The 23,887-nt window shown below is 70.5% G+C and carries 24 protein-coding genes and 1 pseudogene; 13 read left to right on the forward strand and 12 right to left on the reverse strand.

The features are described from left to right. The first annotated feature begins 44 nt into the window (after positions 1–44). The 5 genes from lptG to rsmA are packed head-to-tail and all read left to right on the forward strand — an operon-like array spanning position 45 to position 6,742. Entirely contained in the window at positions 45–1,106 is a 1,062-nt protein-coding gene (gene lptG / locus E4191_RS13765; protein ID WP_331459606.1) for an LPS export ABC transporter permease LptG, read from the forward strand. Next, positions 1,103–3,559: an LPS-assembly protein LptD gene (locus E4191_RS13770; protein ID WP_135313906.1), complete on the forward strand. Its 2,457-nt coding sequence runs from the start codon at positions 1,103–1,105 to the stop codon at positions 3,557–3,559. The genes lptG and E4191_RS13770 overlap by 4 nt, the downstream gene beginning before the upstream one ends. A 32-nt stretch (positions 3,560–3,591) precedes the next feature. After that, positions 3,592–4,866, forward strand: a complete 1,275-nt coding sequence (locus tag E4191_RS13775; protein WP_135313907.1) for a peptidylprolyl isomerase — start codon at positions 3,592–3,594, stop codon at positions 4,864–4,866. Continuing rightward, complete coding sequence (gene pdxA / locus E4191_RS13780) at positions 4,863–5,900, forward strand: 4-hydroxythreonine-4-phosphate dehydrogenase PdxA (RefSeq protein ID WP_176562746.1); 1,038 nt, start codon at positions 4,863–4,865, stop codon at positions 5,898–5,900. The genes E4191_RS13775 and pdxA overlap by 4 nt, the downstream gene beginning before the upstream one ends. Beyond that, positions 5,897–6,742: a 16S rRNA (adenine(1518)-N(6)/adenine(1519)-N(6))-dimethyltransferase RsmA gene (gene rsmA / locus E4191_RS13785; protein ID WP_135313909.1), complete on the forward strand. Its 846-nt coding sequence runs from the start codon at positions 5,897–5,899 to the stop codon at positions 6,740–6,742. Before pdxA ends, rsmA begins: the two co-directional genes overlap by 4 nt. Before the next feature lie 1,040 nt (positions 6,743–7,782). Here rsmA and E4191_RS13790 read toward each other — a convergent pair. From E4191_RS13790 to speB, 4 genes and pseudogenes are all read right to left on the reverse strand, one after another. Further along, positions 7,783–8,044 (reverse strand): annotated as a pseudogene (locus tag E4191_RS13790) (DUF4167 domain-containing protein); the annotation flags it as partial. Positions 8,045–8,309: 265 nt separating this feature from the next. After that, positions 8,310–9,140 (reverse strand): peptide chain release factor N(5)-glutamine methyltransferase, encoded by an 831-nt coding sequence (prmC, locus tag E4191_RS13795; protein WP_135313910.1) that lies wholly within the window; start codon positions 9,138–9,140, stop codon positions 8,310–8,312. Continuing rightward, positions 9,137–10,192 carry a peptide chain release factor 1 gene (prfA, locus tag E4191_RS13800; protein ID WP_135313911.1) on the reverse strand — a complete coding sequence of 352 codons (1,056 nt, stop codon included), beginning with the start codon at positions 10,190–10,192 and terminating at the stop codon, positions 9,137–9,139. Before prfA ends, prmC begins: the two co-directional genes overlap by 4 nt. Positions 10,193–10,323: 131 nt before the next feature. Further along, entirely contained in the window at positions 10,324–11,283 is a 960-nt protein-coding gene (gene speB, locus E4191_RS13805; protein ID WP_135313912.1) for an agmatinase, read from the reverse strand. A 312-nt stretch (positions 11,284–11,595) separates the two neighbouring features. Between speB and rpsF the strand changes: the two genes are divergently transcribed. From rpsF to bmt, 4 genes are all read left to right on the forward strand, one after another. Beyond that, complete coding sequence (rpsF, locus tag E4191_RS13810) at positions 11,596–12,054, forward strand: 30S ribosomal protein S6 (protein ID WP_135313913.1); 459 nt, start codon at positions 11,596–11,598, stop codon at positions 12,052–12,054. Between the two features lie 13 nt (positions 12,055–12,067). Further along, positions 12,068–12,295 carry a 30S ribosomal protein S18 gene (gene rpsR / locus E4191_RS13815; protein ID WP_103173059.1) on the forward strand — a complete coding sequence of 76 codons (228 nt, stop codon included), beginning with the start codon at positions 12,068–12,070 and terminating at the stop codon, positions 12,293–12,295. Between the two features lie 13 nt (positions 12,296–12,308). Next, positions 12,309–12,899 carry a 50S ribosomal protein L9 gene (rplI, locus tag E4191_RS13820; RefSeq protein WP_135313914.1) on the forward strand — a complete coding sequence of 197 codons (591 nt, stop codon included), beginning with the start codon at positions 12,309–12,311 and terminating at the stop codon, positions 12,897–12,899. A gap of 144 nt (positions 12,900–13,043) precedes the next feature. Beyond that, on the forward strand, positions 13,044–14,033 hold the full coding sequence (gene bmt / locus E4191_RS13825) for a betaine--homocysteine S-methyltransferase (protein WP_135313915.1): 990 nt from the start codon (positions 13,044–13,046) through the stop codon (positions 14,031–14,033). A gap of 4 nt (positions 14,034–14,037) precedes the next feature. Here bmt and E4191_RS13830 read toward each other — a convergent pair whose 3' ends face one another. Beyond that, entirely contained in the window at positions 14,038–15,117 is a 1,080-nt protein-coding gene (locus tag E4191_RS13830; RefSeq protein WP_135313916.1) for a PA0069 family radical SAM protein, read from the reverse strand. 44 nt (positions 15,118–15,161) lie between these two features. On the opposite strand from E4191_RS13830, the gene yghU reads away from it, so the two are divergent. Continuing rightward, entirely contained in the window at positions 15,162–16,079 is a 918-nt protein-coding gene (gene yghU / locus E4191_RS13835; protein WP_135313917.1) for a glutathione-dependent disulfide-bond oxidoreductase, read from the forward strand. Positions 16,080–16,218: 139 nt separating this feature from the next. Here the strand turns inward: yghU and ilvC are convergent, their stop codons facing one another. Next, a complete protein-coding gene (gene ilvC, locus E4191_RS13840; protein ID WP_135313918.1) occupies positions 16,219–17,241 on the reverse strand; it encodes a ketol-acid reductoisomerase in 1,023 nt (340 codons plus the stop codon). A gap of 118 nt (positions 17,242–17,359) precedes the next feature. Here ilvC and E4191_RS13845 point away from each other — a divergent pair, with 118 nt between their 5' ends. Together E4191_RS13845 and E4191_RS13850 are read left to right on the forward strand one after the other, a co-directional pair. Next, positions 17,360–17,824 carry an Lrp/AsnC family transcriptional regulator gene (locus tag E4191_RS13845; RefSeq protein ID WP_135313919.1) on the forward strand — a complete coding sequence of 155 codons (465 nt, stop codon included), beginning with the start codon at positions 17,360–17,362 and terminating at the stop codon, positions 17,822–17,824. Then, positions 17,821–18,279 carry an Lrp/AsnC family transcriptional regulator gene (locus tag E4191_RS13850; RefSeq protein ID WP_135313920.1) on the forward strand — a complete coding sequence of 153 codons (459 nt, stop codon included), beginning with the start codon at positions 17,821–17,823 and terminating at the stop codon, positions 18,277–18,279. The genes E4191_RS13845 and E4191_RS13850 overlap by 4 nt, the downstream gene beginning before the upstream one ends. A gap of 55 nt (positions 18,280–18,334) precedes the next feature. Here E4191_RS13850 and ilvD read toward each other — a convergent pair whose 3' ends face one another. Continuing rightward, the gene (gene ilvD, locus E4191_RS13855; RefSeq protein WP_135313921.1) at positions 18,335–20,173 is read right to left on the reverse strand and encodes a dihydroxy-acid dehydratase; all 1,839 of its coding nucleotides are present in this window, start codon (positions 20,171–20,173) and stop codon (positions 18,335–18,337) included. 167 nt (positions 20,174–20,340) lie between these two features. After that, positions 20,341–20,655 carry a DMT family transporter gene (locus tag E4191_RS13860; protein WP_135313922.1) on the reverse strand — a complete coding sequence of 105 codons (315 nt, stop codon included), beginning with the start codon at positions 20,653–20,655 and terminating at the stop codon, positions 20,341–20,343. A gap of 242 nt (positions 20,656–20,897) precedes the next feature. Between E4191_RS13860 and E4191_RS23815 the strand changes: the two genes are divergently transcribed. Beyond that, positions 20,898–21,071, forward strand: a complete 174-nt coding sequence (locus E4191_RS23815) for a hypothetical protein (protein WP_168217449.1) — start codon at positions 20,898–20,900, stop codon at positions 21,069–21,071. A 24-nt stretch (positions 21,072–21,095) separates the two neighbouring features. Here E4191_RS23815 and E4191_RS13865 read toward each other — a convergent pair whose 3' ends face one another. The 4 genes from E4191_RS13865 to E4191_RS13880 form a co-directional block, all read right to left on the reverse strand. Beyond that, positions 21,096–21,695: an HNH endonuclease gene (locus E4191_RS13865; RefSeq protein WP_135313923.1), complete on the reverse strand. Its 600-nt coding sequence runs from the start codon at positions 21,693–21,695 to the stop codon at positions 21,096–21,098. A 216-nt stretch (positions 21,696–21,911) separates the two neighbouring features. After that, complete coding sequence (locus E4191_RS13870; RefSeq protein ID WP_135313924.1) at positions 21,912–22,568, reverse strand: alpha/beta hydrolase; 657 nt, start codon at positions 22,566–22,568, stop codon at positions 21,912–21,914. Beyond that, complete coding sequence (locus E4191_RS13875; RefSeq protein ID WP_135314485.1) at positions 22,565–23,200, reverse strand: DNA-3-methyladenine glycosylase family protein; 636 nt, start codon at positions 23,198–23,200, stop codon at positions 22,565–22,567. Before E4191_RS13875 ends, E4191_RS13870 begins: the two co-directional genes overlap by 4 nt. A 16-nt stretch (positions 23,201–23,216) precedes the next feature. Beyond that, entirely contained in the window at positions 23,217–23,840 is a 624-nt protein-coding gene (locus tag E4191_RS13880; RefSeq protein WP_135313925.1) for a GntR family transcriptional regulator, read from the reverse strand. Positions 23,841–23,887 lie beyond the last annotated feature (47 nt).

The following is a 23,887-nucleotide window of genomic DNA, read 5'->3' on the forward strand; positions in this document are numbered from 1 at the left end:
TCCTGGCCCGGTATGTCGCGCGGCGCTTCCTGCGCAGCTTTTTGATGATCGCGGGGGTGTTCCTGCTGATCCTGTTCCTGATCGACATGATCGAGATGATCCGCCGCTTTTCCGACCGCCAGATCGGGCTGTCGGGGGCGGCGCGGCTGGCGGCGCTGAACATCGCGGGCAGCTTTTACGCGATCCTGCCGCTGATGACCGTTCTGGCGGGGATCGCGCTGTTCCTGGGCCTGGCGCGCAGTTCCGAGATGGTGGCGATCCGCGCCTCGGGGCGGTCGGCGCTGCGGGTGGTCACGGCGCCGGTGGTGGCGGCGCTGGTGCTGGGGGCGCTGACGGTGGGGTTGCTGAACCCGATGGTCGCGGCGACGGGCTCGATCTATGACGAGGCGGTGGCCGAGATCGGGCGCGAGGGCAGCCAGACCGTCAGCCTGGGCGACAGCGCCGTCTGGCTGCGCCAGGCGATGCAGGAGGACGGGCGTGAGGCCGGGCAGATCGTCATCCGCGCGCGCCGCGCCAGCCCCGATGCGGTGACGCTGTACGACGCCAGCTTCCTGGTCTTCGATGCCGAGGCCGGGCCGGTGCGCCGGATCGAGGCGCGCGAGGCGCGGCTGACGCCCGGCGCCTGGCAGCTGCATCAGGTCAGCGACTTTGCGCTGGACCGCGACAATCCGCAGGCCGAGGTGACGCGCAGCGCGGCGATGACGCTGGCCTCGGACCTGACGGCGCAGCGGATCCGCGAGGGCTTCGGGCGGCCCGAATCGGTGCCGGTCTGGCAGCTGCCCGCCTTCATCGCCGGGCTGGAGCGCGCGGGCTTTTCCGCCGCCCGCCACAAGGTCTGGTTTCAGATGGAGCTGGCCCGCCCCTTCCTGATGGGCGCGATGGTGATGATCGCCGCCGCCTTCACCATGCAGCACATGCGCGGGCGCAGCGCCGGGGGGGCGGTGCTGATGGCCTTCGGCGCGGGGATCGCGCTGTTCTTTCTGCGCAATCTGGCGCAGGTTCTGGGCGACAACGGACAGATCCCGCCCGCGATGGCGGCCTGGACCCCGGTTCTGGTCGGCGCGATGCTGGCCCTGGGCCTGATCCTGAAGCGGGAGGACGGATGAGCGCGCGCATCGTGGCTGAAGATCGGCGCCGCGCCCGACCCTCGGGCGGGCGGCTGCGGGCGGCCCTGCTGGCCGGGGCCGCGCTGGCGGGGCTGGCCGGGGTGCTGGCAGGCGCATTGGCGGGGCCGCTGGCCGCGCAGTCGATCTTCGACGAGGCCGAGGGCACGGGGATGCCCGCGCTGACCGGGATGCCGGGCCAGACCTCCGGCGCGACCGGCGTGACCGCGCTGGCCCCCGAGGCCGTGACCCTGGGCCGCGCGCCGGTGGGCGACCGCACGCCCACGCCGCAGAATCCCGCTGTCACCACCCCCGATGCGGGCGTGACCCTGCCCGGCAGCACCGCGCCCGCCGCGGATGCGGGGCCCGCGACGGTGCTGGCCGACACGATCCAGCTGCAGGGCGACCGCACGCTGGTCGCGGGGGGCGGCGTGGTCGTCTGGTACCAGGGCTCGCGGCTGGTCGCCTCGCGCATCGTCGTGGACGGGGCCTCGGGCGATCTGACGATCGAGGGGCCGATCCACCTGTCGCGCCCCGGCGCGGATCCCGACGGCGAGGATCCCGCCTCCGATGCGATCCTGATCGGGGACAGCGCGCAGCTGGACCGCGAGCTGCGCGACGGCATCATCCTGGGCGCGCGGCTGGTGCTGGCCCGCGAGTTGCAGCTGGCCGCCACCCGGCTGGAGCGGCGCGACGTTGGCCGCATCAGCGAGCTGACGCAGGTGGTGGCCTCGTCCTGCCAGATCTGCGCCAGCGACCCCACCCCCCTGTGGGAGATCCGCGCCCGGCGCATCACCCATGACGCCCAGACCCGGCTGATCACCTTCGACCGGCCGCAGCTGCGCGCCTTCGGGGTGCCGCTGGCCTATGCGCCCTTCACGGTGACCGCGCCCGATCCCACGGTGGAACGGCGGTCGGGCTTCCTGCGGCCGCAGGTGCGCACGACCTCGGGGCTGGGGTTCGGGCTGAAGCTGCCCTATTTCCAGACATTGGGCGACCAGGCCGACGTGACGGTGACGCCCTATGTCTCGCTGGACCGGACCCGGACGCTCGAGCTGCGCTATCGCCAGGCCTTCGCCAATGGCGCGACGGAATGGAATGGCGCCATCAGCCGCGACGACCTGCGCCCCGGCGAGACGCGGGGCTATGTCTTCGGCGCCGCGCAGTTCCTGCTGCCGCGCGACTACCGGCTGGCAGTGCAGGTGCAGACGGCATCCGACCGGGCCTATCTGCTGGATTACGGCATCACCGATGCCGACCGGCTGTGGAGCGGCGTGTCGCTGGAGCGCGTGCGCCGCGACAAGATGATCTGGGGCCGCGTCGGCACCTATGATTCGCTGCGCGAGGACGAGGACAACGCCACCTCGCCCGCGCAGGTGGCCGACGTGATCTGGCAGCGCCGCCTGACCCCGGCCCTGATCGGCGGCGAGGCGCTGCTGGAATGGTCGGCCCATGCGCACCGCCGCCCCTCGGACGAGAACCGGGTCGGGCGGGACGTGGCGCGGGCCTCGGTGGGGCTGGACTGGCGGCGCAGCCGGATCCTGTCCGGCGGGGTGATGGCGGCGGGGCTGGTCGCGCTGGACGCGGATCTGTACCGCATCGCGCAGGACGACCGCTTCGACGACGTGGTGACCCGCGTCGATCCGCAGGTGGGGGTGGAACTGCGCTGGCCGCTGGCGGGCGGGGCGGGCGGCGCCACGCATCTGGTCGAGCCGGTGGTGCAGGTCCTGTATTCGCCGCGCGGGCAGGATGACGACATCCCCAACGAGGACAGCCGCCTGATCGAGTTCGACGAGGGCAACCTGTATTCCGACAACCGCTTTCCGGGCTGGGACGCGCGCGAGACCGGGCTGCGGGCCAATATCGGCGCGACCTGGACGCGGATCGACCCGACCGGTTGGTCGCTGGGCGTGACCGGCGGGCGCATCCTGCGCGCGCGCGATGCCGACAACCTGGACCCCGACACGCCGCTGGGCGGGCGCAGTTCCGACTGGCTGCTGGCGGCGCATTACGACAGCGGCACCGGGCTGGCCATCGCCAACCGCGCGCTGTTCGGCGACGACTTCGCCGTCTCGCGCAACGAATTGCGGGTGGGCTGGCTGCGCCCGGACCTGCAGCTGTCGGCGGGCTATATCTGGATCGACCGCGACGAGGCCGAGGGCCGCGACGCCAATGCCAGCGAACTGGCCGCCAGCCTGGGCTGGCAGATCGCGCGCGGCTGGTGGGGCGAGGCGGAAACGCGGTACGATTTCGCCGCCGACCGGGCGCAGCGCGCCGCCCTGCGGGTGGCCTATCGCAACGAATGCATCACGGTGGAAACCGGGCTGTCGCGGCGCTTCTCCAGCTCGGACCTGCTGCGGGCCGAAACCAGCTTCGACCTGTCCGTGCGGTTGGGCGGCTTCGGGATGCAGCAGGACGGGCCGGGCACGGTGGCGCGCCGCAACTGTATGCGCTAATCTGGGGGCAACAAACGAGGATGAGGGCAGACATGCGGCATTACCTTTCGGGCATCGCCCTGGCGGCGGTGATCGCCACGGGCGCCGTGGCACCCGCCCTGGCGCAGAACCTGTTCGCGCCCGCCGTCTATGTGAACCAGGCCGTGGTGACCGGCTACGAGGTCGACCAGCGGATGCGCTTCATGCAGGTGATCGGCGCCCCCGAGGCCGGGATCGAGGCCGCCCGCGAGGCGCTGGTCGACGACCGGCTGCGCATCCAGGCCGCCAATGAGATCGGGATCGAGATCACCCCCGAGGGCCTGCAGGAGGGGATGGAGGAATTCGCCGCCCGCGCCGGGCTGGACGCGGCGGGCTTCATCGCCCAGCTGGAGCGCGCGGGAATCGAGGACGGGGTCTTCCGCGACTTCATCGAGGCGGGCACCGTCTGGCGCGAGGTCGTGCGCGCCCGGCTGCTGCCGCGCGTCCAGGTCTCGGATGCCGAGGTCGACCAGGAACTGCAGCGCGCGATCGAGACGCCGATCATCGACCGCGTGCTGCTGTCGGAGCTGATCATCCCCGCCCCTCCGGGCCAGGAGGCGCAGGCCCTGCAGCTGGCCGAGCGCATCGCCGGGCCGCGCCCCAACGAGGCGCAGTTCGCCGAGGCCGCCCGCGCCTATTCCGCCACCCCCTCGGCCGAGGCGGGCGGGCGGCTGGAGCTGCTGGCGCTGGACAACCTGCCGCCCTCGCTGCGCCCGATCATCGCCTCGCTGCAGCCGGGCCAGGTCAGCCCGCCCCTGCCGGTCGAGGGCGCGGTGGTGCTGTTCTTCCTGCGCGACGTGCAGGGCACGCTGCGCCCCGGCGCGCGCGAGCAGGTGCTGGACTACCTGACGCTGCGGATGGGCTCGGTCCAGGATGCGGCGGTGCTGGCAGCGACGGTGCGCGGCTGCGACGACCTGTACCTGCAGGCGGGCCCCGAGGCGGCGGCCCGGGTGCAGCGCCAGACGGCCGGCCAGGGGGCGATCCCGCAGGGCATCGCCGCGCGGCTGGCCTCGCTGGACCCGGATGAGGCGGGGGTGATCCCTGCAGGCGCCGGCGCCGATCTGGTGATGCTGTGCGCGCGCCAGCCCGCGCTGGCCGCCCAGGCCCAGGTCCCGGTGACCGCCCTGCCCGCGGACGGGGTCGAGGCCGCCGTCCCGCAGCCGCCGCAGGCGGGCGGCGTGCCCACCCGCGAGGCGGTCCGGACCGAGCTGTTCAACCGCAAGATCAACACCGCCGCCGAGGGGCTGCTGGCCGATCTGCGCGCCGACGCGATCATCCGGCGCCCCTGATGGCGCGCATCCTTCTGACCTGCGGCGAGCCCGCGGGCGTGGGCCCGGAGCTGGCGCCGCTGGCGCGTGCCTCGGGCATCGATCTGGTCTGGCTGGGCGATCCGCGCCACCTGCCCGCAGGGACGGCGTTCACGGAAGTCGCTGACCCGTCGGACCCGGTGCCGCCCGGCCACCTGCCGGTGCTGCGCCATGAGTTCGCGGGCCCCGCGACCCCGGGCCGCCCCGATCCCGCCCATGCGGCGGAGGTGATCGCGGTCATCGCGCGGGCCGTCGATCTGGCGCTGGCGGGGCGGGTGGCGGCGATCACCACCGCGCCGATCAGCAAGCAGGCCCTGAAGGAGGGCGCGGGCTTCGCCTTTCCCGGCCATACCGAATACCTGGCCCATCTGGCGGGCGATGTGCCGGTGGCGATGATGCTGGCCTCGACCGGCGTGACGCCGCCCTGCCGGGTGGTGCCCGCGACGATCCACATCCCCCTGTCCGAGGTTCCCGCCGCCCTGACCGAGGCCGCGCTGGAACAGGCGATCCGCCTGACCCATGCCGCGCTGATCCGCGATTTCGCCATCCCCGCCCCCCGCATCGCGGTGGCGGGCCTCAACCCCCATGCGGGCGAGGGGGGCACGATGGGCCGGACCGAACAGGACATGATCGCCCCCCTGCTGACCCGCCTGCGGGCCGAGGGGATGGATCTGGCCGGCCCCCTGCCCGCCGACACGATGTTCCATGCCCCCGCCCGCGCCCGCTATGACGCGGCGGTCTGCGCCTATCACGATCAGGCGCTGATCCCGATAAAGACGCTGGATTTTGCGGGCGGCGTGAATGTGACGCTCGGCCTGCCCTTCATCCGCACCTCGCCCGACCACGGCACCGCCTTCGACATCGCGGGAAAAGGGATCGCGGACCCCGCCTCGACCATCGCCGCGCTGCGGATGGCCGCCGGGATGGCCGAGGCCCGCCTGCCCCCTCATCTTGGCGAAAATATCCTCGAGGGTCCGGGGGCAGACAGCCCCCGGCCGTGGCGGGACGCAAGATGATCGACAACCTCCCCCCCCTGCGCGAGGTCATCGCCGCCCATGACCTCAGCGCCAAGAAGCAGCTGGGCCAGAACTTCCTGCTGGACCTGAACCTGACGCACAAGATCGCGCGGCAGGCGGGCGACCTGACCGGCTGCGACGTGCTGGAGGTGGGCCCCGGCCCCGGCGGGCTGACGCGCGGGTTGCTGGCCTGCGGCGCCCGCCACGTGCTGGCGATCGAGAAGGACCCCCGCGCCCTGCCCGCGCTGGAACAAATCGCCGCCGCCTATCCGGGGCGGCTGACGGTGATCACCGGCGACGCGCTGGCCATCGACCCGCTGGCGCATCTGACGCCGCCCATCCGCATCGCCGCCAACCTGCCCTACAACGTCGGCACCCAGCTGCTGATCCGCTGGCTGACGCCCCGCGACTGGCCGCCCTTCTGGCAGTCGCTGACACTGATGTTCCAGAAGGAGGTGGCCGAGCGCATCGTCGCCAAGCCCGGCTCCAAGGCCTATGGACGGCTGGCGCTGCTGGCGCAGTGGCGGGCGGAGGCGCGCATCGTGATGACCCTGCCGCCCGAGGCCTTCACCCCCGCGCCCAAGGTGCATTCCGCCGTCGTCCACCTGACCGCCCTGCCCGAGCCCCGCTTCCCGGCCGATCCGGCGGTCCTGACGCAGGTCACCAGCGCAGGCTTCAACCAGCGCCGCAAGATGCTGCGCGCCAGCCTGCGCGGCCTGCATCCCCAGATCGAGGGGCTGCTGGAAGGCGCGGGCATCCCCCCCACCGCGCGCGCCGAAGAGATCGAGCTGGAACGGTTCTGCACCCTCGCCCGGGCGCTGAAGGCGGCACGCGAGGCGTGATCCGGAAGGACCTTCGGACGGGGTGCCCGGCGGCTGCGGTCGACAGGATGGATATTTGAGTGAAGAAGAAAGGGGGCGCGGGCGGGGAGCCCTGCGCCCTTGTGGTCGGCGGTGCGGCGCGGCGGGGGCCGGTCCGGACATGAGAAGGGGCGCGCCGGATGGCGCGCCCCTTGGTGTCTCGTGCGATCCCGTGGGGGATCAGTCCTGGGTGCTGTCCTGCGGATCCGAGGCCGGCACCGGCGCGTCGCTTTGCGCCACCGGCTTGCGGCGGCTGCGCGTCGGCGCGGCGGGGGCCGCATCACCGGCGGGGGCGTCACCCGAGGCCGCATCAGGTGCCGGGCGCGGCGCCTTGGCGCGCGGGGTCCGGGTGCGGACCGGCTTGGCCGCGGTTTCCGACGGGGCCTCGGTCTCGGGGGTGATGACCGGGGCGGAGCCCTCGTTCTCGCGCGTCAGGAAGTCGGGCAGGCTGGCCTGCACCGGCAGGGCGCCTTCGGCATTGCGCGGATCGTTGTTGTCGCGCGGCTCGCGGCGCGACCGCGACACCCGGGGCTGCGCGTCGCGCGGCTGGCTGTCGCGGGTCTGCTGGTCGCGGCTCTGGGTATCCCGGCTCTGGTTCTCGCGGGGCGGGGTGTCGCGGTTCTGGCTGTCGCGGCCTTGCTGGTCGCGGCTCTGGTTGTCGCGGTTCTGGGTGTCCCGCTGACCGCCGTCGCGACCCTGCTGGTTGTCCCGCTGCTGATCGCGGGGCGCCGTGTCGCGATAGCTCTGGTCGCGGTTCTGCTGATCCCGGCCCTGCTGGTCGCGGTTCTGGCCATCACGGTTCTGCTGGTCGCGCGGCCGGTCGCGGTTGCCATCCTGGCGGCTGTTGCCCTCGCCCTGATAGCCGCCTTGGCCGGAATTTCCGTTGCCCTGGTAGCCGTGGTTCTGGTTGCCGCCCTGGTTGCCATTCTGATGGCCGCCGTTCTGGCCGTTTCCACCCTGGCTGCCCTGATGATAGCCGTGACCGCCCATGCTGGACTGATAGCCGTCATCCTCGGGGCGCCCCTGGCGATCGGCCATCTCCTTGTTCGCCTCGCCCAGCATGCGCGTGTAATGCTCGGCATGCTGCAGGAAGCTCTGTTCGGCCACGCGGTCATGGGACAGCTGGGCGTCGCGCGCCAGCGTCAGGTATTTCTCGATGATCTGCTGGGGGGTGCCACGCACCTTGCCCTCGGGTCCCGAGCTGTCGAAGACGCGATTGGTGATGTTTCCCAGCGTGCGCTGGCGGTTCGATTTGCTACGCGAGCGGGATTTTGATGATCTCATCAGACTGTCTGTAAATGTTTCCGGGCGTCGGGATGCCAGCGCGAGCTGGACGGCGGTGTCGGACGGTTACGGGGGCTGGTGACCTCTCCGTTCAGCCCCTGCCCAGCCCCGGCGGTGGCGCGGTTGCGCGCCCCTTCGAAACAGGCAGTGTCAGGCTGACCCATGCGACGCCAGCTTGGCTGTCGCACGCCGCCGACTAACCATGTCGCGCCGGGTTAGACAAGCAAAAACTGCCGCACATCCGCGCGAGCGGGCCGCGGGGCGATCAGTCCCTGTCCGCGAAATCGGCCAGCACCACCCGGTCGCGCCCGTCCAGGTCGGGCAGCACCCGCGCCCGCGCGCCTCGTGCGGCAAAGAGCGCGCACACCGCCGCCCCCTGGCTGGGGCCGATCTCGACCAGCACGGCGCCGGTGGGCGATAAGAGCGCGGGGGCCCCCGCCGCGATGATGCGATAGGCGCCCAAGCCATCGCCGCCATCGGTCAGCGCCATCCGCGGCTCCCAGTCGCGCACGTCGGGGTCCAGCCCGGCCATCTCGGCCGCGGCGATATAGGGCGGGTTCGAGACGATCAGGTCGAACGGGCCGGCCAGCCCCTCGACCCAGTCCGCCTGCCGGAAGCGCGCGTTCACGCCGATCCGGCGGGCATTGTGGCGCGCCACCTGCAGCGCGGCCTCGGAGAGGTCGGTCCCCAGGCCCGTCGTGCCCGGGCGCGCCGCCAGAAGCGAGATCAGGATCGCCCCCGTCCCGGTCCCCAGGTCCAGGACATGGCGCCAGGGGCGCGCGAGGGCGGCCTCGACCAGCGCCTCGGTCTCGGGGCGGGGGTCCAGCGTGTCGCGGGTGACCTGGAAGCGATGCGCCCAGAAGTCGCGGAAGCCCACGATCTGCGCCACCGGCTGGCGCAGGGCGCGCGCGGCGATGCCGCGATGAAAGCGCGTGGCCTGGTCCTCGGTCAGCGCCAGATCCTCGGTGATGCGCAGCCGGCCGGGCTCGATCCCCAGCACGGCGGCCAGGATGCGGTCGGCGTCGCGGGCGCCGCCCGCGATGCCCGCGGCGCGCAGCAGGGCCGCGCCCTCGGCCTGGGCCTGGGACAGGTTCATTCGGCCTCCGCCAGGCGTGCGGCCTGGTCATGCGCGGTCAGCGCGTCGATGATCTCGGACAGATCGCCCGCCATGATCCGGTCCAGCGCATAGAGCGTCAGGTTGATGCGGTGATCCGTCAGACGGCCCTGCGGGTAGTTGTAGGTGCGGATGCGTTCGCTGCGATCGCCGCTGCCGACCTGCGACTTGCGGTCGGCCGAGCGTTCCGCATCCGCCGCCGCCCGCTGCATGTCATAAAGCCGCGCGCGCAGCACGGCCATCGCGTTGGCGCGGTTCTGGTGCTGCGACTTCTCGCTGCTGGTGACGACGATGCCGGTGGGCAGGTGGGTGATGCGCACCGCCGAATCGGTGGTGTTGACATGCTGGCCGCCCGCCCCGCTGGCCCGCATCGTGTCGATGCGGATGTCGCCCGCGGGAATGTCGATGGCCACGTCCTCGGCCGCCTCGGGCAGGACGGCCACGGTGGCGGCGCTGGTATGGATGCGGCCCCCCGATTCGGTGGTGGGCACGCGCTGCACCCGGTGCACGCCGGATTCGTATTTCAGCCGGGCAAAGACCCCCGCGCCCTCGATCCGCGCGGTGGCCTCCTTGACGCCGCCCAGCTCGGTCCGGGTCAGGTCCAGCATCTGGAACTGCCAGCCCTGCCCCTCGGCGTGGCGGCGATACATCTCCAGCAGGTCGCCCGCGAACAGCGCCGCCTCGTCGCCGCCCGTGCCGGGGCGGATCTCGACGATGGCCGGGCGCGCGTCGGCGGCGTCCCTGGGCAGCAAGGCCAGCCGCAACGCCTGTTCCAGCGCGGGCAGCAGGCCCTCGATCCGCCGCAGCTCGTCCTCGGCCAGGCCGCGCATCTCGGGATCGGTCAGCATCGCGCGGGCCTCGGCCAGCCCGTCCTGCGCCGACCGCCACAGCCCGATCTGTTCGACCACCGGTTTCAGCTCGGCATATTCGCGGCTGATCGCGGCGATCTGGTCGGGCGCCGCCCCGGCATTCAGCCGCGCCTCGAGAAACTCGAAACGCTGGACGATCTGGATCAGGCGGTCTTCGGGCAACATGACCGCGCCTTACCCCCGCGCCCGCGACGCGACAAGCGGCAGATGGCCTGCCCGGGTCGACAAAGATCCGCAGCGGGCCCCGGGAGGGGGTCCGGGGGGCAGGAGCCCCCCCGGACGTCGGGGGACGCAGCTCACCGCCGGGTCCAGCCGAACAGCGCGATCAGCTCCAGCGCGACATGCGCCCCCGCGATCGCCGTCGCCCCTGTCGTGTCATAGGGCGGAGAGACCTCGACCACGTCGCCGCCGATCAGATCCACCCCGGCCAGCCCGCGCAAGAGCGCCGCCGCCTGCCAGCTGGCCAGGCCCCCCCAGACCGGAGTTCCGGTGCCGGGCGCGAAGGCCGGATCCAGCGCGTCGATGTCGAAGGTCACATAGACCGGACGCTCGCCCACCACGGCGCGGATCCGCGCCAGCACCGCCCCGACCCCCTCGCGATGGACCATCGGCGCGTCCAGGATCGTCACCCCCATGGTGTCGGGATTGTCCGTGCGGATGCCCACCGCGACGCTGGCCGCCGGATCCACCACCCCCTCGCGGATCGCCTTGTAGAGAAACGTGCCGTGATCGATCCGCTCGGGATCGTCATCGACCCAGGTGTCGGAATGCGCATCGAACTGGATCAACGCCACCGGCCCGCGCCGCGCAGCCACCGCCCGCAGGATCGGCAGCGTGATCGAGTGATCCCCGCCCAGGGTCACGGGCGCGACCCCCGCATCCAGGATCGCCCCGATATGCGCCTCGATCCGCCCCGGCACCTCGCGCGTGTTCGCATAGTCAAAGGCCATGTCTCCGTAATCGACCACATCCAGCAGCGCCAGCGGATCGTAGCCCCAGCCATAGGGCGCATCGAAGGCCTGCAGCGTGGACGCCTCGCGGATCGCGCGGGGTCCAAAGCGCGTGCCGGGCCGGTGCGTCACCGCCTGGTCGAAGGGGATCCCCGTCACCGCCAGATCGACGCCCGCCAGATCCTTGGCATAGCGGCGGCGCAGGAAACTCGTGGCCCCGCCGAAGGCGTTCTCGAAGGACAGCCCGCGCAGGCTCTCGCGCGTGAAGGCCTGATCCACCTGCGTCTTCGCATCTTCCAGCGCCATCCCGCCCCCCTCGTCGCGTCCGCTCGTATCATCCCGAGGGGAAAGGATGCCCCGCCCCCCGACCCGCCCGCAAGCCCCCTCGCGCGCCGCATCTTCTTCATGAAAATATCCGCGGGGGAGGCCGCATCGCGGCCGGGGGCGGCAGCCCCCAAACCACGCCTCCAAAGCCGAATCACCTTGCGTCCGCAGCATTCGCTGCTAGAAGACCCCATCCTTCCGCCTGAGCAATTTCTGTAACGGCGCAGCCTCTCGTGACGGGTGCGGAAGGGACGGCCCGTCGATGAAATGCGCACAGCACCCGAAAGGATCGCCATGCCTCTGTACGAGCATGTGCTGATCGCCCGCCAGGACCTGTCGAACACGCAGGCCGAAGGGCTGATCGAACATTTCTCGACCGTACTCGCCGATAACGGCGGCAAGGTCGTGGAACATGAATACTGGGGTGTCCGCACCCTGGCCTACAAGATCAACAAGAACCGCAAGGGCCATTACGCCTTCCTGCGCACCGACGCCCCCTCGGACGCCGTGCTGGAAATGGAACGCCTGGCCCGCCTGCATGATGACGTGATGCGCGTGATGACTATCCGCGTGGACGAGCATCAGGAAGGCCCCTCGGTCCAGATGCAGAAGCGCGAAGAGCGTGGCGAGCGCGGTGACCGTGGCGATCGCGGCGACCGTCCCCGGGGCGACCGTCCCGACCGTGGCGACCGTCCGCGTGATGACCGTCCCCGTGACGGGGCTGACCGCGGCGAACGCCGCGAGCGGAACTGAGAGGATCTGACGAATGGCCAACAAACCCTTCTTCCGTCGTCGCAAGGTCTGCCCGTTCTCGGGTGAGAACGCGCCTGCGATCGACTACAAAGACACCCGCCTGCTGCAGCGCTACATCAGCGAACGTGGCAAGATCGTGCCGTCGCGCATCACCGCGGTCTCGGCCAAGAAGCAACGCGAGCTGGCCCGTGCCATCAAGCGCGCGCGCTTCCTGGCCCTGCTGCCCTATGTCGTCAAGTAAGGAGACCTGAGAGATGCAAGTCATCCTGCTGGAACGTGTGGCCAAGCTGGGCCAGATGGGCGAAGTCGTGAACGTCAAGCAAGGCTTCGCGCGCAACTACCTCTTGCCGCAGGGCAAGGCGCTGCGTGCCTCGGAAGCCAATATCAAGGCGTTCGAAGGCCAGAAGGCGCAACTGGAGACCCGCAACGCGGAATCCAAGGCCGAGGCGCAGAAGATCGCGGACAAGCTGGACGGTCAGACCTTCGTGGTCATCCGCTCGGCATCCGATTCGGGCGCGCTCTACGGCTCGGTCACCACGCGTGACGCGGCCGATGCCGCCACCGAGGCCGGGTTCACCGTCGACCGCAAGTCGGTCGTGCTGCGCGATCCGATCAAGGATCTGGGCCTGCACGACGTCTCGGTCGTGCTGCACCCCGAGGTCGAGGCGACGATCACCATGAACGTCGCCCGGTCGGTCGAGGAAGCCGAGCTGCAGGCTCAGGGCAAGTCCATCCAGGACATGGCCGCCGAAGCCGATGCCGAGGCCGAATTCGAGATCGCCGAGCTGTTCGACGACATCGGCGGTGCCGATGACGGCGAGAGCGACGACCGCGACCGCGACTGATCCCTTCGGGATCAGGGAACCGAACTTCGCCGCGCCGGGAAACCGGCGCGGTTTTTCATTCGTTCATGTCCATCGCCGCCCCGGCATGGCATGATCCCCAGGGACCCGATGGCCGGACCGGCGGGCCCGGGCAAGGATGAGACGATGAACGATGCGCTGTCCCGGATGCTGGCCACCCGCCCCCATGTGCTGGCGGACGGGGCCACGGGCACGGCGCTGTTCAATATGGGGCTGGACCCCTCCACCCCCGCCGAGATCTGGAACGCCACCCATCCCGACCGCGTCGCCGCGCATTACCGCTCCGCCATCGCGGCCGGCTGCGACCTGTTCCTGACCAACAGCTTCGGCGCCAATGCCAGCCGCCTGGCGCTGCACGGCGCCGTTACCCGCGTGACCGAGCTGAACCGCCTGGCCGCCACCATCGCCCGGACCGAGGCCGACCGCGCCGACCGCCCCGTCGTCGTCGCCGGCAGCATGGGCCCGATCGGCGAGATCATGGCCCCGATGGGCGGTTTGACCCGGGCCCGCGCGACCGAGATGTTTCACGAACAGGCCCTGGCGCTGCGCGACGGCGGCGCCGACATCCTGTGGGTCGAGACCCTGGCCTCGCTGGACGAGCTGCGCGCCGCCGCCGCCGCCGCGCGGCAGGTGGGCATGGCCTGGTGCGGCAGCCTCAGCTTTGACACCGCGGGGCGCACGATCATGGGCGTCACGCCCGCGCAGCTTTCTGCCGCGGTCGAGGCGCTGCCCAATCCGCCGGTGGCCTATGGCGCCAATTGCGGGGTCGGCGCGTCGGACCTGCTGCGCACGGTGGCGGCGCTGGTCGCCTCGGGCAACGAGCGCCCGATCATCGCCAAGGGCAATGCGGGCGTGCCGCATCTGCAGGAGGGGCATCTGCATTACGACGGCACGCCCGAGCTGATGGCCGATTACGCCTGCCTGGCGCGCGACATGGGGGTGCGGATCATCGGCGGCTGCTGCGGGACCATGCCCGACCACCTGCGCGCCATGCGCGCCGCTCTGGACAGCCGGCCCCGCGGCCCGCGGCCGGCGCTGGACCTGATCACCGCCCGGCTTGGCGCCTTCAGCGGCGCCACGGGCGGCGAGGGGCTGACCATCGGGCGGCGTCCCTGACGGATCAGAACAGCGACAGCTGGTCCCCGGCCCGGGGCGGCGGCCCGAAGCGCGAGCAGTCCAGCGCCGGGCTGCCCTCGCGATAGCCAAGCCGCCGGCGCGCCAGACGGAAGCGCTGCCGGGCCAGATCGGCCTCGACCCCCTCGCCCTTGAAGCGGTGCCCGAATCGCGGGTCGTTGTCGCGCCCGCCGCGCATCGCCTGCACGCGGTTCATGACATGCGCGGCCATGCCGGGACGGTGCCGCTCCAGCCAGTCGCGGAACAGGGGCGCCACCTCGTGGGGCAGGCGCAGGGCGATCATGCTGGCGGTGCTGGCCCCCGCCTCGCGCGCGGCGGTCAGGATCGCCTCGATCTCGGGCTCGGTCAGGACGGGGATGACCGGGGCCACCATGACGCGCACCGGGATGCCCGCGCGGGACAGTTCGCGGATCATCCGCAGCCGGATGGCGGGCGCGGGCGCGCGGGGTTCCAGCGCACGGGCCAGATCCGCGTCCAGCGTGGTGATGCTGACGCCGATCATCGCCTGGTCGCGGGCCGCCATCTCGGCCCAGAGGTCCAGGTCGCGCAGCACGGTGCGCCCGCGCGTGATCAGCGTGGCGGGATGGTTCCAGTCGCGCAGCACCCGCAACAGGCCGGGCATGATCGCCAGCCGCGCCTCGACGGGCTGGTAGGGATCGGTGTTGGTGCCAAGCGCGATGGGCGCGGGCCTGTAGCCGGGCCGCGCCAGCTCGCGCGCCAGCAGGGCGGCGGCCTGGGGCTTGGCGGTGATCTTGGTCTCGAAATCCAGGCCCGGGGACAGGCCCAGCCAGGCATGGCTGGGCCGCGCATAGCAGTAGATGCAGCCATGCTCGCAGCCGCGATAGGGGTTGATCGAGCGGTCGAAGCCGATATCGGGCGAGCTGTTGCGGGTGATGATGCTGCGCGGCTGTTCGGTGGTGACCTCGGTCCGCAGCAGGGCCTGATCCTCGGGGATGTCCCAGCCATCATCCTCGCGGATGCGGGTATGACGCTCGAACCGGCCCTCGGGGCGGGTGTCGGCGCCACGGGCCTTCAGGCGCAGGTCGGGGTTGCGGGGCGGCAGCATGGGGGCATCATAGAACAGAATGGGAACATCTGCAAAGCCCGTTGATGTTGGCGGGCCCCGCCCCCATCCTTGGGGCCAAGGTCAATGACAGGACAGATGATGAGCGACGCCTATACCCCCCCAAGGTCTGGACCCCCGGCACCGAAAACGGCGGCCAGTTCGCCAGCATCAACAAGCCGACCGCCGGTGCGCAATACGACCGCCCGCTGCCGGTCGGCCGCCATCCGCTGCAGCTCTACTCGCTGGCGACGCCCAACGGGCAGAAGGTCACCATCCTGCTGGAGGAGCTGCTGGAGGCCGGCCACGCCGCCGAGTACGACGCCTGGCTGATCAAGATCGGCGACGGCGACCAGTTCGGCAGCGGCTTCGTGGGCGTGAACCCCAATTCCAAGATCCCGGCGCTGATGGACCATTCGGTATCGCCGCCGCAGCGGGTGTTCGAATCGGGATCCATCCTGCTGTACCTGGCCGAGAAATACGGCGCCTTCCTGCCCACCGATCCGACAGCGCGGACCGAGACGCTGAACTGGCTGTTCTGGCAGATGGGCGCGGGCCCCTATCTGGGCGGCGGCTTCGGGCATTTCTACGCCTATGCGCCGGTCAAGATCGAATATGCGATCGACCGCTTCACCATGGAGGTCAAGCGCCAGCTGGACCTGCTGGACAAGCGCCTGGCCGAGACGCGCTTCGTGGCGGGCGAGGAGTACACCATCGCCGACATGGCCATCTGGCCGTGGTACGGGCGCCTGATCACCGGCGGCGCCTATGGCGATGCGGCGACCTTCCTCGACGCGGACAGCTATACGCATGTCCACCGCTGGCAGGCCGAGATCGCCGCACGTCCCGCCGTGCAGCGCGGCATCATGGTCAACAACGTCTCGGGCGAGCCCTCCGGGCAGCTGCACGAGCGCCATGACGCGGGGGATTTCCAGACCCGCACGCAGGACAAGCTGGACGGCTGACACAGGAAGGGGGGGGGCGCTGCCCCCCGTCCTGCGGACTCCCCCCGGGATACTTGCGCCAAGATGAAAGCCTGCGCTTCATCTTGGTCGAAATATCCCACGGGGGTCCGGGGGTGTGAAACCCCCGGCTTGCGACTGGTCAGTTGCGGGCGCGGTCGACCATCTTGCCCTTGCTGATCCAGGGCATCATCTCGCGCAGCTTGGCGCCCACCTGTTCGATCTGGTGTTCGTCGTTGATGCGGCGGGTGGCCTTGAACGAGGGCTGGCCCACGGCGTTCTCCTGCATGAAGTCGCGGACGAACTTGCCGGACTGGATGTCCCTGAGGACCGCCTTCATGCGGGCCTTGGTCTCGTCATAGGGCAGGATGCGCGGGCCCGAGACGTATTCGCCGTATTCCGCCGTGTTGCTGATCGAGTAGTTCATGTTGGCGATGCCGCCTTCATAGATCAGGTCGACGATCAGCTTGACCTCGTGCAGGCACTCGAAATAGGCCATTTCGGGCTCGTAGCCGGCCTCGACCAGCGTCTCGAAGCCCATGCGGATCAGTTCGACCAGGCCGCCGCAGAGCACCGCCTGCTCGCCGAAGAGGTCGGTCTCGCATTCCTCGCGGAAGTTCGTCTCGATGATGCCCGAGCGGCCGCCGCCGATGGCCGAGCAGTAGGACAGGCCGATATCCATGGCCTTGCCCGATGCGTCCTGATGGACCGCCACCAGGCAGGGCACGCCGCCGCCCTTGGTGTATTCGCCGCGCACGGTGTGGCCCGGTCCCTTGGGGGCCATCATGATCACGTCGACGCCGGGCTTGGGCTCGATCAGGCCGAAATGCACGTTCAGGCCGTGGGCGAAGGCAATGGCCGCGCCCTCGCGCAGGTTGTCATGGACGTATTTCTTGTAGGTCTCGGCCTGCAGCTCGTCGGGCATGGTGAACATGATCACGTCGCACCAGGCGGCGGCCTCGGCGATGCCCATGACCTGCAGGCCCTCGCCCTCGGCCTTCTTGGCGGAGGGGCTGCCCTCGCGCAGGGCGACGACCAGGTTGCGGGCGCCGCTGTCGCGCAGGTTCAGGGCATGGGCGTGGCCTTGGCTGCCATAGCCGAGGATCGCGACCTTCTTGTCCTTGATCAGGTTCACGTCGCAGTCGCGGTCATAGTAAACGCGCATGGGGAAGTCCTTTCATTGTGCTGGACCCTGTCTAGCGCAGGTGCCGCGCAAGGGACATGCGAAGCGGCCGTGAAATCGCCCGTTTGCGAAAAGATCATGCCGTGATACGTCATCGATCATGACTTTCAAGCCCGACAGCACGGATCGCCGCATTCTTCGCCAGCTTCTGGCCGATCCGGCGGCGTCCAATGCCGCGCTGGCCGAGCGGGCGGGCGTCACGCAGGCCAGCCTGTGGCGGCGGCTGGAGCGGCTGCGCGAGGCGGGGGTCCTGAAGGGCATCCAGGCGCGGATCGACTGGCGCGCCCTGGGCTGGGAGGTCGAGGTGTCGCTGCGCTTCACCCTGGACAAGACCGACCCGCGCGCCTTCGACGAGTTCCTGGCCGCGCTGCGCCTCGTGCCCGAGGTGACCGAGATCCAGAGCTTTCTGGGCAGCGTCGACTGGCGCGCCTCGGTCATCGCGCGGGACATGGCGCATTGGCAGCAGGTCTATCGCACGCGCATCCTGACCCTGCCGCATATCTCGGAACTGGATGCGCTGATGCTGGTCGCGACCATCAAGGACAGCGGGGAGCTGGCGCTGTGACGGACCTGGACGCGACAGATCTGGCGATCCTGCGGGTGCTGTCGCGCGATGCGACGACCAGCGCCGCCGATGTGGGCCGCGCGGTGGGGATCGGGCAGCCCGCCGCCTGGCGCCGCATCCGGCGGCTGACCGATCAGGGGGTCCTTGCGGGGCGGCGGGTGGTGCTGGACCACGCGGCCCTGGGCTTCGGGGTCACGGTCTTCCTGGGCATTCGGCTGGCCGCCAAGGGGCGCATCAGCCTGGAGGATTTCGAGCGCGCCGTGACGGCCATCCCCGAGGTGCAGCTGGTCCAGCACGTGCTGGGCCAGTTCGACTATCGCTTGCGGATCACCGCCCGGGACATTTCGGATTTCGAGCGCATCCTGCGGCGCCGGATCATGACCCTGCCCGGCGTGGGGCAGGTCGAGGCGAATGTCATGCTGTCCGAGGAGCGGCGCCCGGGGCCGTTGGGGTAGAGGCGGGGGCAGTCTGCCCCCGCACCCCCTGAGGATATTTTCGTGAAGAAGACGCTTACTCCGGAATCACCCGGACCGCGCCCCTGGCGGCGCTTGTGGTCATGGAGGCATAGGCGCGGAGCGCCGTGGTGACCTTGCGCTTGCGGGGCTTGGCGGGCTTCCAGCCCTCGGCGTCGCGGACAGCGCGGCGCGCGGCCAGGGTGGCGTCATCGACCAGCAGCTCGATCTTGCGGTTGGGGATGTCGATGCGGATCAGGTCGCCCTGTTCCACCAGGCCGATCGTGCCGCCCTCGGCCGCCTCGGGCGAGACATGGCCGATGGAGAGCCCCGACGAGCCGCCCGAGAAGCGGCCATCGGTGACCAGCGCGCATTCCTTGCCCAGACCCTTCGATTTCAGATAGCTGGTCGGGTACAGCATCTCCTGCATGCCCGGACCGCCGCGCGGGCCTTCATAGCGGATCAGCACGACCTCGCCCGACTTGACCTTGCCGGTCAGGATGGCGCTGACCGAATCGTCCTGGCTTTCGAAGATATGGGCCGGCCCCTCGAAGGTCAGGTTCGAATCGTCCACGCCTGCCGTCTTCACGATGCAGCCGTCCTCGGCCAGGTTGCCGTAGAGCACCGCCAGCCCGCCATCGCGCGAGAAGGCATGCTCGGACGACCGGATCACCCCGCCCTCGCGGTCCAGATCCACCTCGTCATAGCGGTTGGCCTGCGAGAAGGCCGTCTGCGTGGGCACGCCGCCCGGCGCGGCGCGGTAGAAGTCGTGGACCGAGGCCGCGGTCGTGCGCGACACGTCCCACCGGTCCAGCGCCTGCGCCAGCGTGCCGGAATGGACGCTGCCCACCGAGGTGTCCAAAAGGCCCGCGCGGTCCAGCTGGCCCAGGATCGCCATGATCCCGCCGGCGCGGTGGACGTCCTCCATGTGCACGTCGGACTTGGCGGGGGCGACCTTGCACAGGACCGGCACCTTGCGCGACAGGCGGTCGATGTCGGACATCGTGAAGTCGATCTCGGCCTCGTGCGCGGCGGCCAGCAGGTGCAGGACGGTGTTGGTCGATCCGCCCATCGCGATGTCCAGCGTCATCGCGTTCTCGAAGGCCGCGAAGCTGGCAACGTTGCGCGGCAGGACGCCGTAATCGTCGTCCTCGTAATGGCGCTTGGCCAGATCCACGATCAGGTGGCCCGCCTCGACGAAGAGGCGCTTGCGGTCGGCATGGGTGGCGAGCGTGGACCCGTTGCCGGGCAGCGACAGGCCCAGGGCCTCGGTCAGGCAGTTCATCGAATTGGCGGTGAACATGCCCGAGCAGGACCCGCAGGTCGGGCAGGCCGCCTGCTCGATCGCCGCCAGATCCTGTTCCGAGACCGAATCATCGGCCGCCGCGACCATGGCATCGACCAGGTCCAGCGCCTTGACGCGCCCGTCCTGCAGGACGACCTTGCCGGCCTCCATCGGGCCGCCCGAGACGAAGACGGTGGGGATGTTCAGCCGCAGGGACGCCATCAGCATGCCGGGCGTGATCTTGTCGCAGTTGCTGATGCAGACCATCGCGTCGGCGCAATGGGCGTTGACCATGTATTCGACCGAATCGGCGATGATCTCGCGCGAGGGCAGCGAATAGAGCATGCCGTCATGGCCCATCGCGATGCCGTCGTCGACGGCGATGGTGTTGAATTCCTTGGCGATGCCGCCCGCCGCCTCGACCTCGCGGGCGACCAGCTGGCCCAGGTCCTTCAGATGGACATGGCCGGGCACGAACTGGGTGAAGCTGTTGACGATGGCGATGATCGGCTTGCCGAAATCGCCCTCCTTCACCCCGGTCGCGCGCCACAGGCCACGGGCGCCGGCCATGTTGCGGCCATGGGTGGTGGTGCGGGAACGATAGGCAGGCATGGCGGATCTCCTTTGGCTGAAGGTGGCTTTAGCATCCCCGGGGGCGGAAGGAAATTACCGCCACGCGCCGATCGCGGCTGTTTCCTGTCCGAAACGGCGGGCGGCGGGGGGTCCGGGGGGCGCGAGCGCCCCCGGCCGCCGCGGGACGCAAGGACCGGCACCGGCGGTCAGGAGGCCAGCTTCATGGTCACGATGCCCGCGACGATCATCCCGGCGGCGGCCAGGCGCAGGGCGGTCACCGGCTCGGCCAGGAACACCACGCCGACGATGAAGCTGCCCACCGCGCCGATGCCGGTCCAGACCATGTAGGCGGTGCCCAAGGGAAGTTGCCGCATCGCCATCGCCAGCAGCCAGAAGGACGCGATCATCGCGACCAGCATGATGGCCGTGGGAGTGACGCGGGTGAAGCCTTGCGAATATTTCATCGCGCTGGCCCAGACGATCTCGAGCAGGCCGGCGGTGAGAAGAAGAAGCCAGGGCATGACGGTTACCTCGTTCCAGTCTACGGGTCGTCCCGGTGCTGCATCCCGATCTGGGGGAGGTCGTCCTCGACCGCCTGATCTAGGGTCGCCCGGACCGCCGGTCAAGGGTGGCGCGCGCCATTCCTGCGTCAAAACCGCGCAAATGCCCAAGGCGCGGGCGCCGAAGCGCCCATCCCCCGATGGGTGGGCTTTTCAATTGCGCCGCCCCGGCCCATATTAAGGTCCAAGGAGAGGAGTGTCCCATGCCGCTGACCCATTTCCTGATGCTGATCGCCGCCGTCATCCTGGCTGCCGGGCTGACGCTGTGGTTCGGCCTGTCGGCGGGGATGCCTCCTGCGGCGATCCTGCTGGTGACGCTTGGCGCCGCGCTGCTGCTGCATCTGGGGCAGCGGAACGGCCACGATCACGACGGCTGACCGCCCGGCGGCAGGTCCGCCGCATCAGCTGTCCAGTTCCGCGTCCCAGTAGAGAAAATCCATCCAGCTCTCGTGCAGGTGATTGGGCGGGAAGCGCCGCCCAATCGCGTGCATCTCGTCGGCCGAGGGCTGGCGGGCGGGCTTGCGCAGGTGCATGCCGGAATGGCGCAGGCTGCGGTTGGCCTTCCTGAGGTTGCAGGGCGAGCAGGCGGCGACGACGTTTTCCCAGCTGGTCACCCCGCCCCGCGACCGGGGCACCACATGGTCGAAGGTCAGATCGCCCTTGGCGCCGCAATACTGGCAGCAGAATTCGTCGCGCAGAAAAAGATTGAAGCGCGTGAATGCCACGCGCTTCTGGGGTCGGACATAATCCTTCAGCACGACGACCGAAGGGATTCGGAAGGCCTGTCGCTGACTTCGCACCTCGTGGTCGTATTCCGCGATGATCGAGACGCGGTCCAGGAACACCGCCTTGATCGCCTCCTGCCAGGGCCAGAGCGACAGGGGATAGTAGCTCAGCGGACGGTAATCGGCATTCAGCACAAGCGCCGGGTAGTGGCGCAGGCTGGCCGGTTCGCGCACGAACTGGGTTCTGAAATCCGTGTGGTGATGGTCGTCCAGCATAGCGACTTCCCGTCTGCCCCAAGGGGTTGACCGGGGCGCCCGTCAGATCCGTTGCGTCGACTATATCTGGCGTCGGGCATCTGGCAAGCCCCCCGCATCTATTCGCGACAACTCAGCCAATAGCTGCCGGGCATGACGGCAGCATGACAGGCGGCGGGAGGCCGCCGGTCATGCCGTCGCGAGGGGGACGGGGGGACGCCCCCGGTCGGTCGGGGATCAGTCGGGCAGGCGCTCGCGCAGGAAGGCCAGCGCCACGGACAGCCCGTCGGGGGCGATGCCGTGGCCGGTGCCCTCCATCACATGGCCATAGACGGTGAAGCCCGCCTCCTGCAGGGTCTGGCCCGCCAGCGCCATGTCGTCGAAGGGGACCATCTCGTCCTTGTCGCCGTGGATCAGCAGGACCGGCGGCTTGACCCGCGCCTCTTCGGCCAGGGTCTCGGGCGACAGAAGCCGGCCCGAGAAGCCGACGATCCCCGCCACCGCCCGCGCGCGGCGCGGGGCGACATGCAGCGCCATCATCGTGCCCTGCGAGAAACCCACCAGCACCATGCGCTCGGGCGTCAGCCCCTCGTCGGCCAGCACGCGGTCCAGGAAGGCGTCCAGCATCGTGACCGACCGGCCCATGCTGGAGCGGGCATCCGCCTCGGACGAGCCGTCCAGCCAAGGGATCGGAAACCACTGGTTGCCCATCGGATTGTTGCGCGACGGCTCGGGCGCGTCGGGGGCGTAGAAGGCGGTCTGCGGCAGATGCGGGGCCAGCGGATCGGCCAGTCCCAGCAGGTCCGAGCCGTCGGCCCCGTAGCCATGCAGGAAGACCACGACCGAGGTCGCCTTGGCGGGGCCCTTGCGGGCGGATGTCAGCGTCTCGGTCATGTTGTTCCCTCGCGTCCTTTGGCCAGCCGGTAATAGGCCCACAGCCCCCGCGCCGCAACCGCGCGCCACGGCTGCCACGGTTCGGCCAGCGCCCGCAGCGCGGCAGTACCGGGGCGGGCGGGCAGGTCGTACATGATCCGCGCGGCCTCCCGCAGGGCCAGATCGCCCGCCGCGAAGACATCGGCGCGACCCAGCGCGAATTTCAGGTAGATCTCGGCGGTCCAGACGCCCACGCCGGGCAGCGCCACCAGCGCGGCCACCGCCCGGTCGTCGGGCAGCGCGCGCAGCCCCGCCCAGTCCAGCCCGGCCCCGGCGATGCCCCGCAGATAGCGCTGCTTGGGCCGCGACAGGCCCGCCGCGCGCAAATCCTCGTCCGAGGCGTCGCGCATCGCGACCTCGTCGGTCAGGCCCGCCGCCTGCAGCCGCGCCCAGATCGCCCCGGCGGCGGCGACCGAAATCTGCTGGCCGACGATGGCGCTGGCCATGGCCGCGAAGCCGTCAGCGCTTCGGCGCAGCGGCAGCGGCCCCAGGTCGGGCAGCACCCGCGCCCAGACCGGGCAGATGGCCGCCAGATGGGCGCAGCCCGCGTCCAGGTCGGCCTGCGTCTCGATCAGTCGGATTGCGGACGGCATCACGGTCGTCGGGGCTTCAGCCACCGGCCCGCGCCTCCAGCCTCAGCCGCGTCTCCCAGGCCATCGAGATGTGCTGGCGCAGCGCGCGGTCGGCGGCCTGCCCGTCGCCCGCCGCGATCGCCTCCACGATGCGGCCATGCTCGGCCAGCGCCGTCTCTCCGCGCCCCTCGGCGGCCAGCGAGGTCCGCGCCATCAGCGCCATCGTCCGGTGCACCAGGTCCAGCTGCTGGACCAGATAGCGGTTGTGCGAGGCCAGGTGGATCTGGCGGTGGAAGCGCTTGTTGCTGCGGGCCAGCACTTCGGGGTCGCCCTTGGCGCGGCGGTCCTCGTCGACCATCTGGGCCAGCACGCGCACCTCCTCGGGGGTGGCGTGGCGGGCGGCCAGGCGCCCGGCCAGCGCTTCCAGCTCGGCGCGCACGGTGTACAGCTCGGCCAGCTGGTTGTGATCCAGCGAGGCCACGATCAGGCTGCGCCCGTCGCGCACCAGCATGGCCTGCGTCTCCAGCCGCTGCAGGGCCTCGCGCACAGGCGTGCGGCTGACGCCGAAGCGTTCGGCCAGCTCGGATTCGACCAGCCGGTCGCCGGGCCGATAGGTGCCGCCCTCGATGGCGGTCAGGATCAGGGAATAGGCATCTTTCATGGACCCGACGATTGGCCCTGCGCTTGCAAATTGCAAGCGCGCGCCGG

The organism is Paracoccus liaowanqingii (genome assembly GCF_004683865.2).
In the GTDB taxonomy this organism is placed as follows: Bacteria; Pseudomonadota; Alphaproteobacteria; order Rhodobacterales; family Rhodobacteraceae; genus Paracoccus; species Paracoccus liaowanqingii.

Coding starts and splice junctions, on each gene's coding strand:
- lptG (WP_331459606.1), top strand. CDS start 45: ATGATCGCGGGGGTGTTCCTGCTGATCCTGTTCCTGATCGACATGATC.
- E4191_RS13770 (WP_135313906.1), top strand. CDS start 1,103: ATGAGCGCGCGCATCGTGGCTGAAGATCGGCGCCGCGCCCGACCCTCG.
- E4191_RS13775 (WP_135313907.1), top strand. CDS start 3,592: ATGCGGCATTACCTTTCGGGCATCGCCCTGGCGGCGGTGATCGCCACG.
- rsmA (WP_135313909.1), top strand. CDS start 5,897: ATGATCGACAACCTCCCCCCCCTGCGCGAGGTCATCGCCGCCCATGAC.
- prmC (WP_135313910.1), bottom strand. CDS start 9,140: ATGAACCTGTCCCAGGCCCAGGCCGAGGGCGCGGCCCTGCTGCGCGCC.
- prfA (WP_135313911.1), bottom strand. CDS start 10,192: ATGTTGCCCGAAGACCGCCTGATCCAGATCGTCCAGCGTTTCGAGTTT.
- speB (WP_135313912.1), bottom strand. CDS start 11,283: ATGGCGCTGGAAGATGCGAAGACGCAGGTGGATCAGGCCTTCACGCGC.
- rpsF (WP_135313913.1), top strand. CDS start 11,596: ATGCCTCTGTACGAGCATGTGCTGATCGCCCGCCAGGACCTGTCGAAC.
- rpsR (WP_103173059.1), top strand. CDS start 12,068: ATGGCCAACAAACCCTTCTTCCGTCGTCGCAAGGTCTGCCCGTTCTCG.
- rplI (WP_135313914.1), top strand. CDS start 12,309: ATGCAAGTCATCCTGCTGGAACGTGTGGCCAAGCTGGGCCAGATGGGC.
- bmt (WP_135313915.1), top strand. CDS start 13,044: ATGAACGATGCGCTGTCCCGGATGCTGGCCACCCGCCCCCATGTGCTG.
- E4191_RS13830 (WP_135313916.1), bottom strand. CDS start 15,117: ATGCTGCCGCCCCGCAACCCCGACCTGCGCCTGAAGGCCCGTGGCGCC.
- yghU (WP_135313917.1), top strand. CDS start 15,162: ATGTTGGCGGGCCCCGCCCCCATCCTTGGGGCCAAGGTCAATGACAGG.
- ilvC (WP_135313918.1), bottom strand. CDS start 17,241: ATGCGCGTTTACTATGACCGCGACTGCGACGTGAACCTGATCAAGGAC.
- E4191_RS13845 (WP_135313919.1), top strand. CDS start 17,360: ATGACTTTCAAGCCCGACAGCACGGATCGCCGCATTCTTCGCCAGCTT.
- ilvD (WP_135313921.1), bottom strand. CDS start 20,173: ATGCCTGCCTATCGTTCCCGCACCACCACCCATGGCCGCAACATGGCC.
- E4191_RS13860 (WP_135313922.1), bottom strand. CDS start 20,655: ATGCCCTGGCTTCTTCTTCTCACCGCCGGCCTGCTCGAGATCGTCTGG.
- E4191_RS23815 (WP_168217449.1), top strand. CDS start 20,898: ATGCCGCTGACCCATTTCCTGATGCTGATCGCCGCCGTCATCCTGGCT.
- E4191_RS13865 (WP_135313923.1), bottom strand. CDS start 21,695: ATGCTGGACGACCATCACCACACGGATTTCAGAACCCAGTTCGTGCGC.
- E4191_RS13870 (WP_135313924.1), bottom strand. CDS start 22,568: ATGACCGAGACGCTGACATCCGCCCGCAAGGGCCCCGCCAAGGCGACC.
- E4191_RS13875 (WP_135314485.1), bottom strand. CDS start 23,200: ATGCCGTCCGCAATCCGACTGATCGAGACGCAGGCCGACCTGGACGCG.
- E4191_RS13880 (WP_135313925.1), bottom strand. CDS start 23,840: ATGAAAGATGCCTATTCCCTGATCCTGACCGCCATCGAGGGCGGCACC.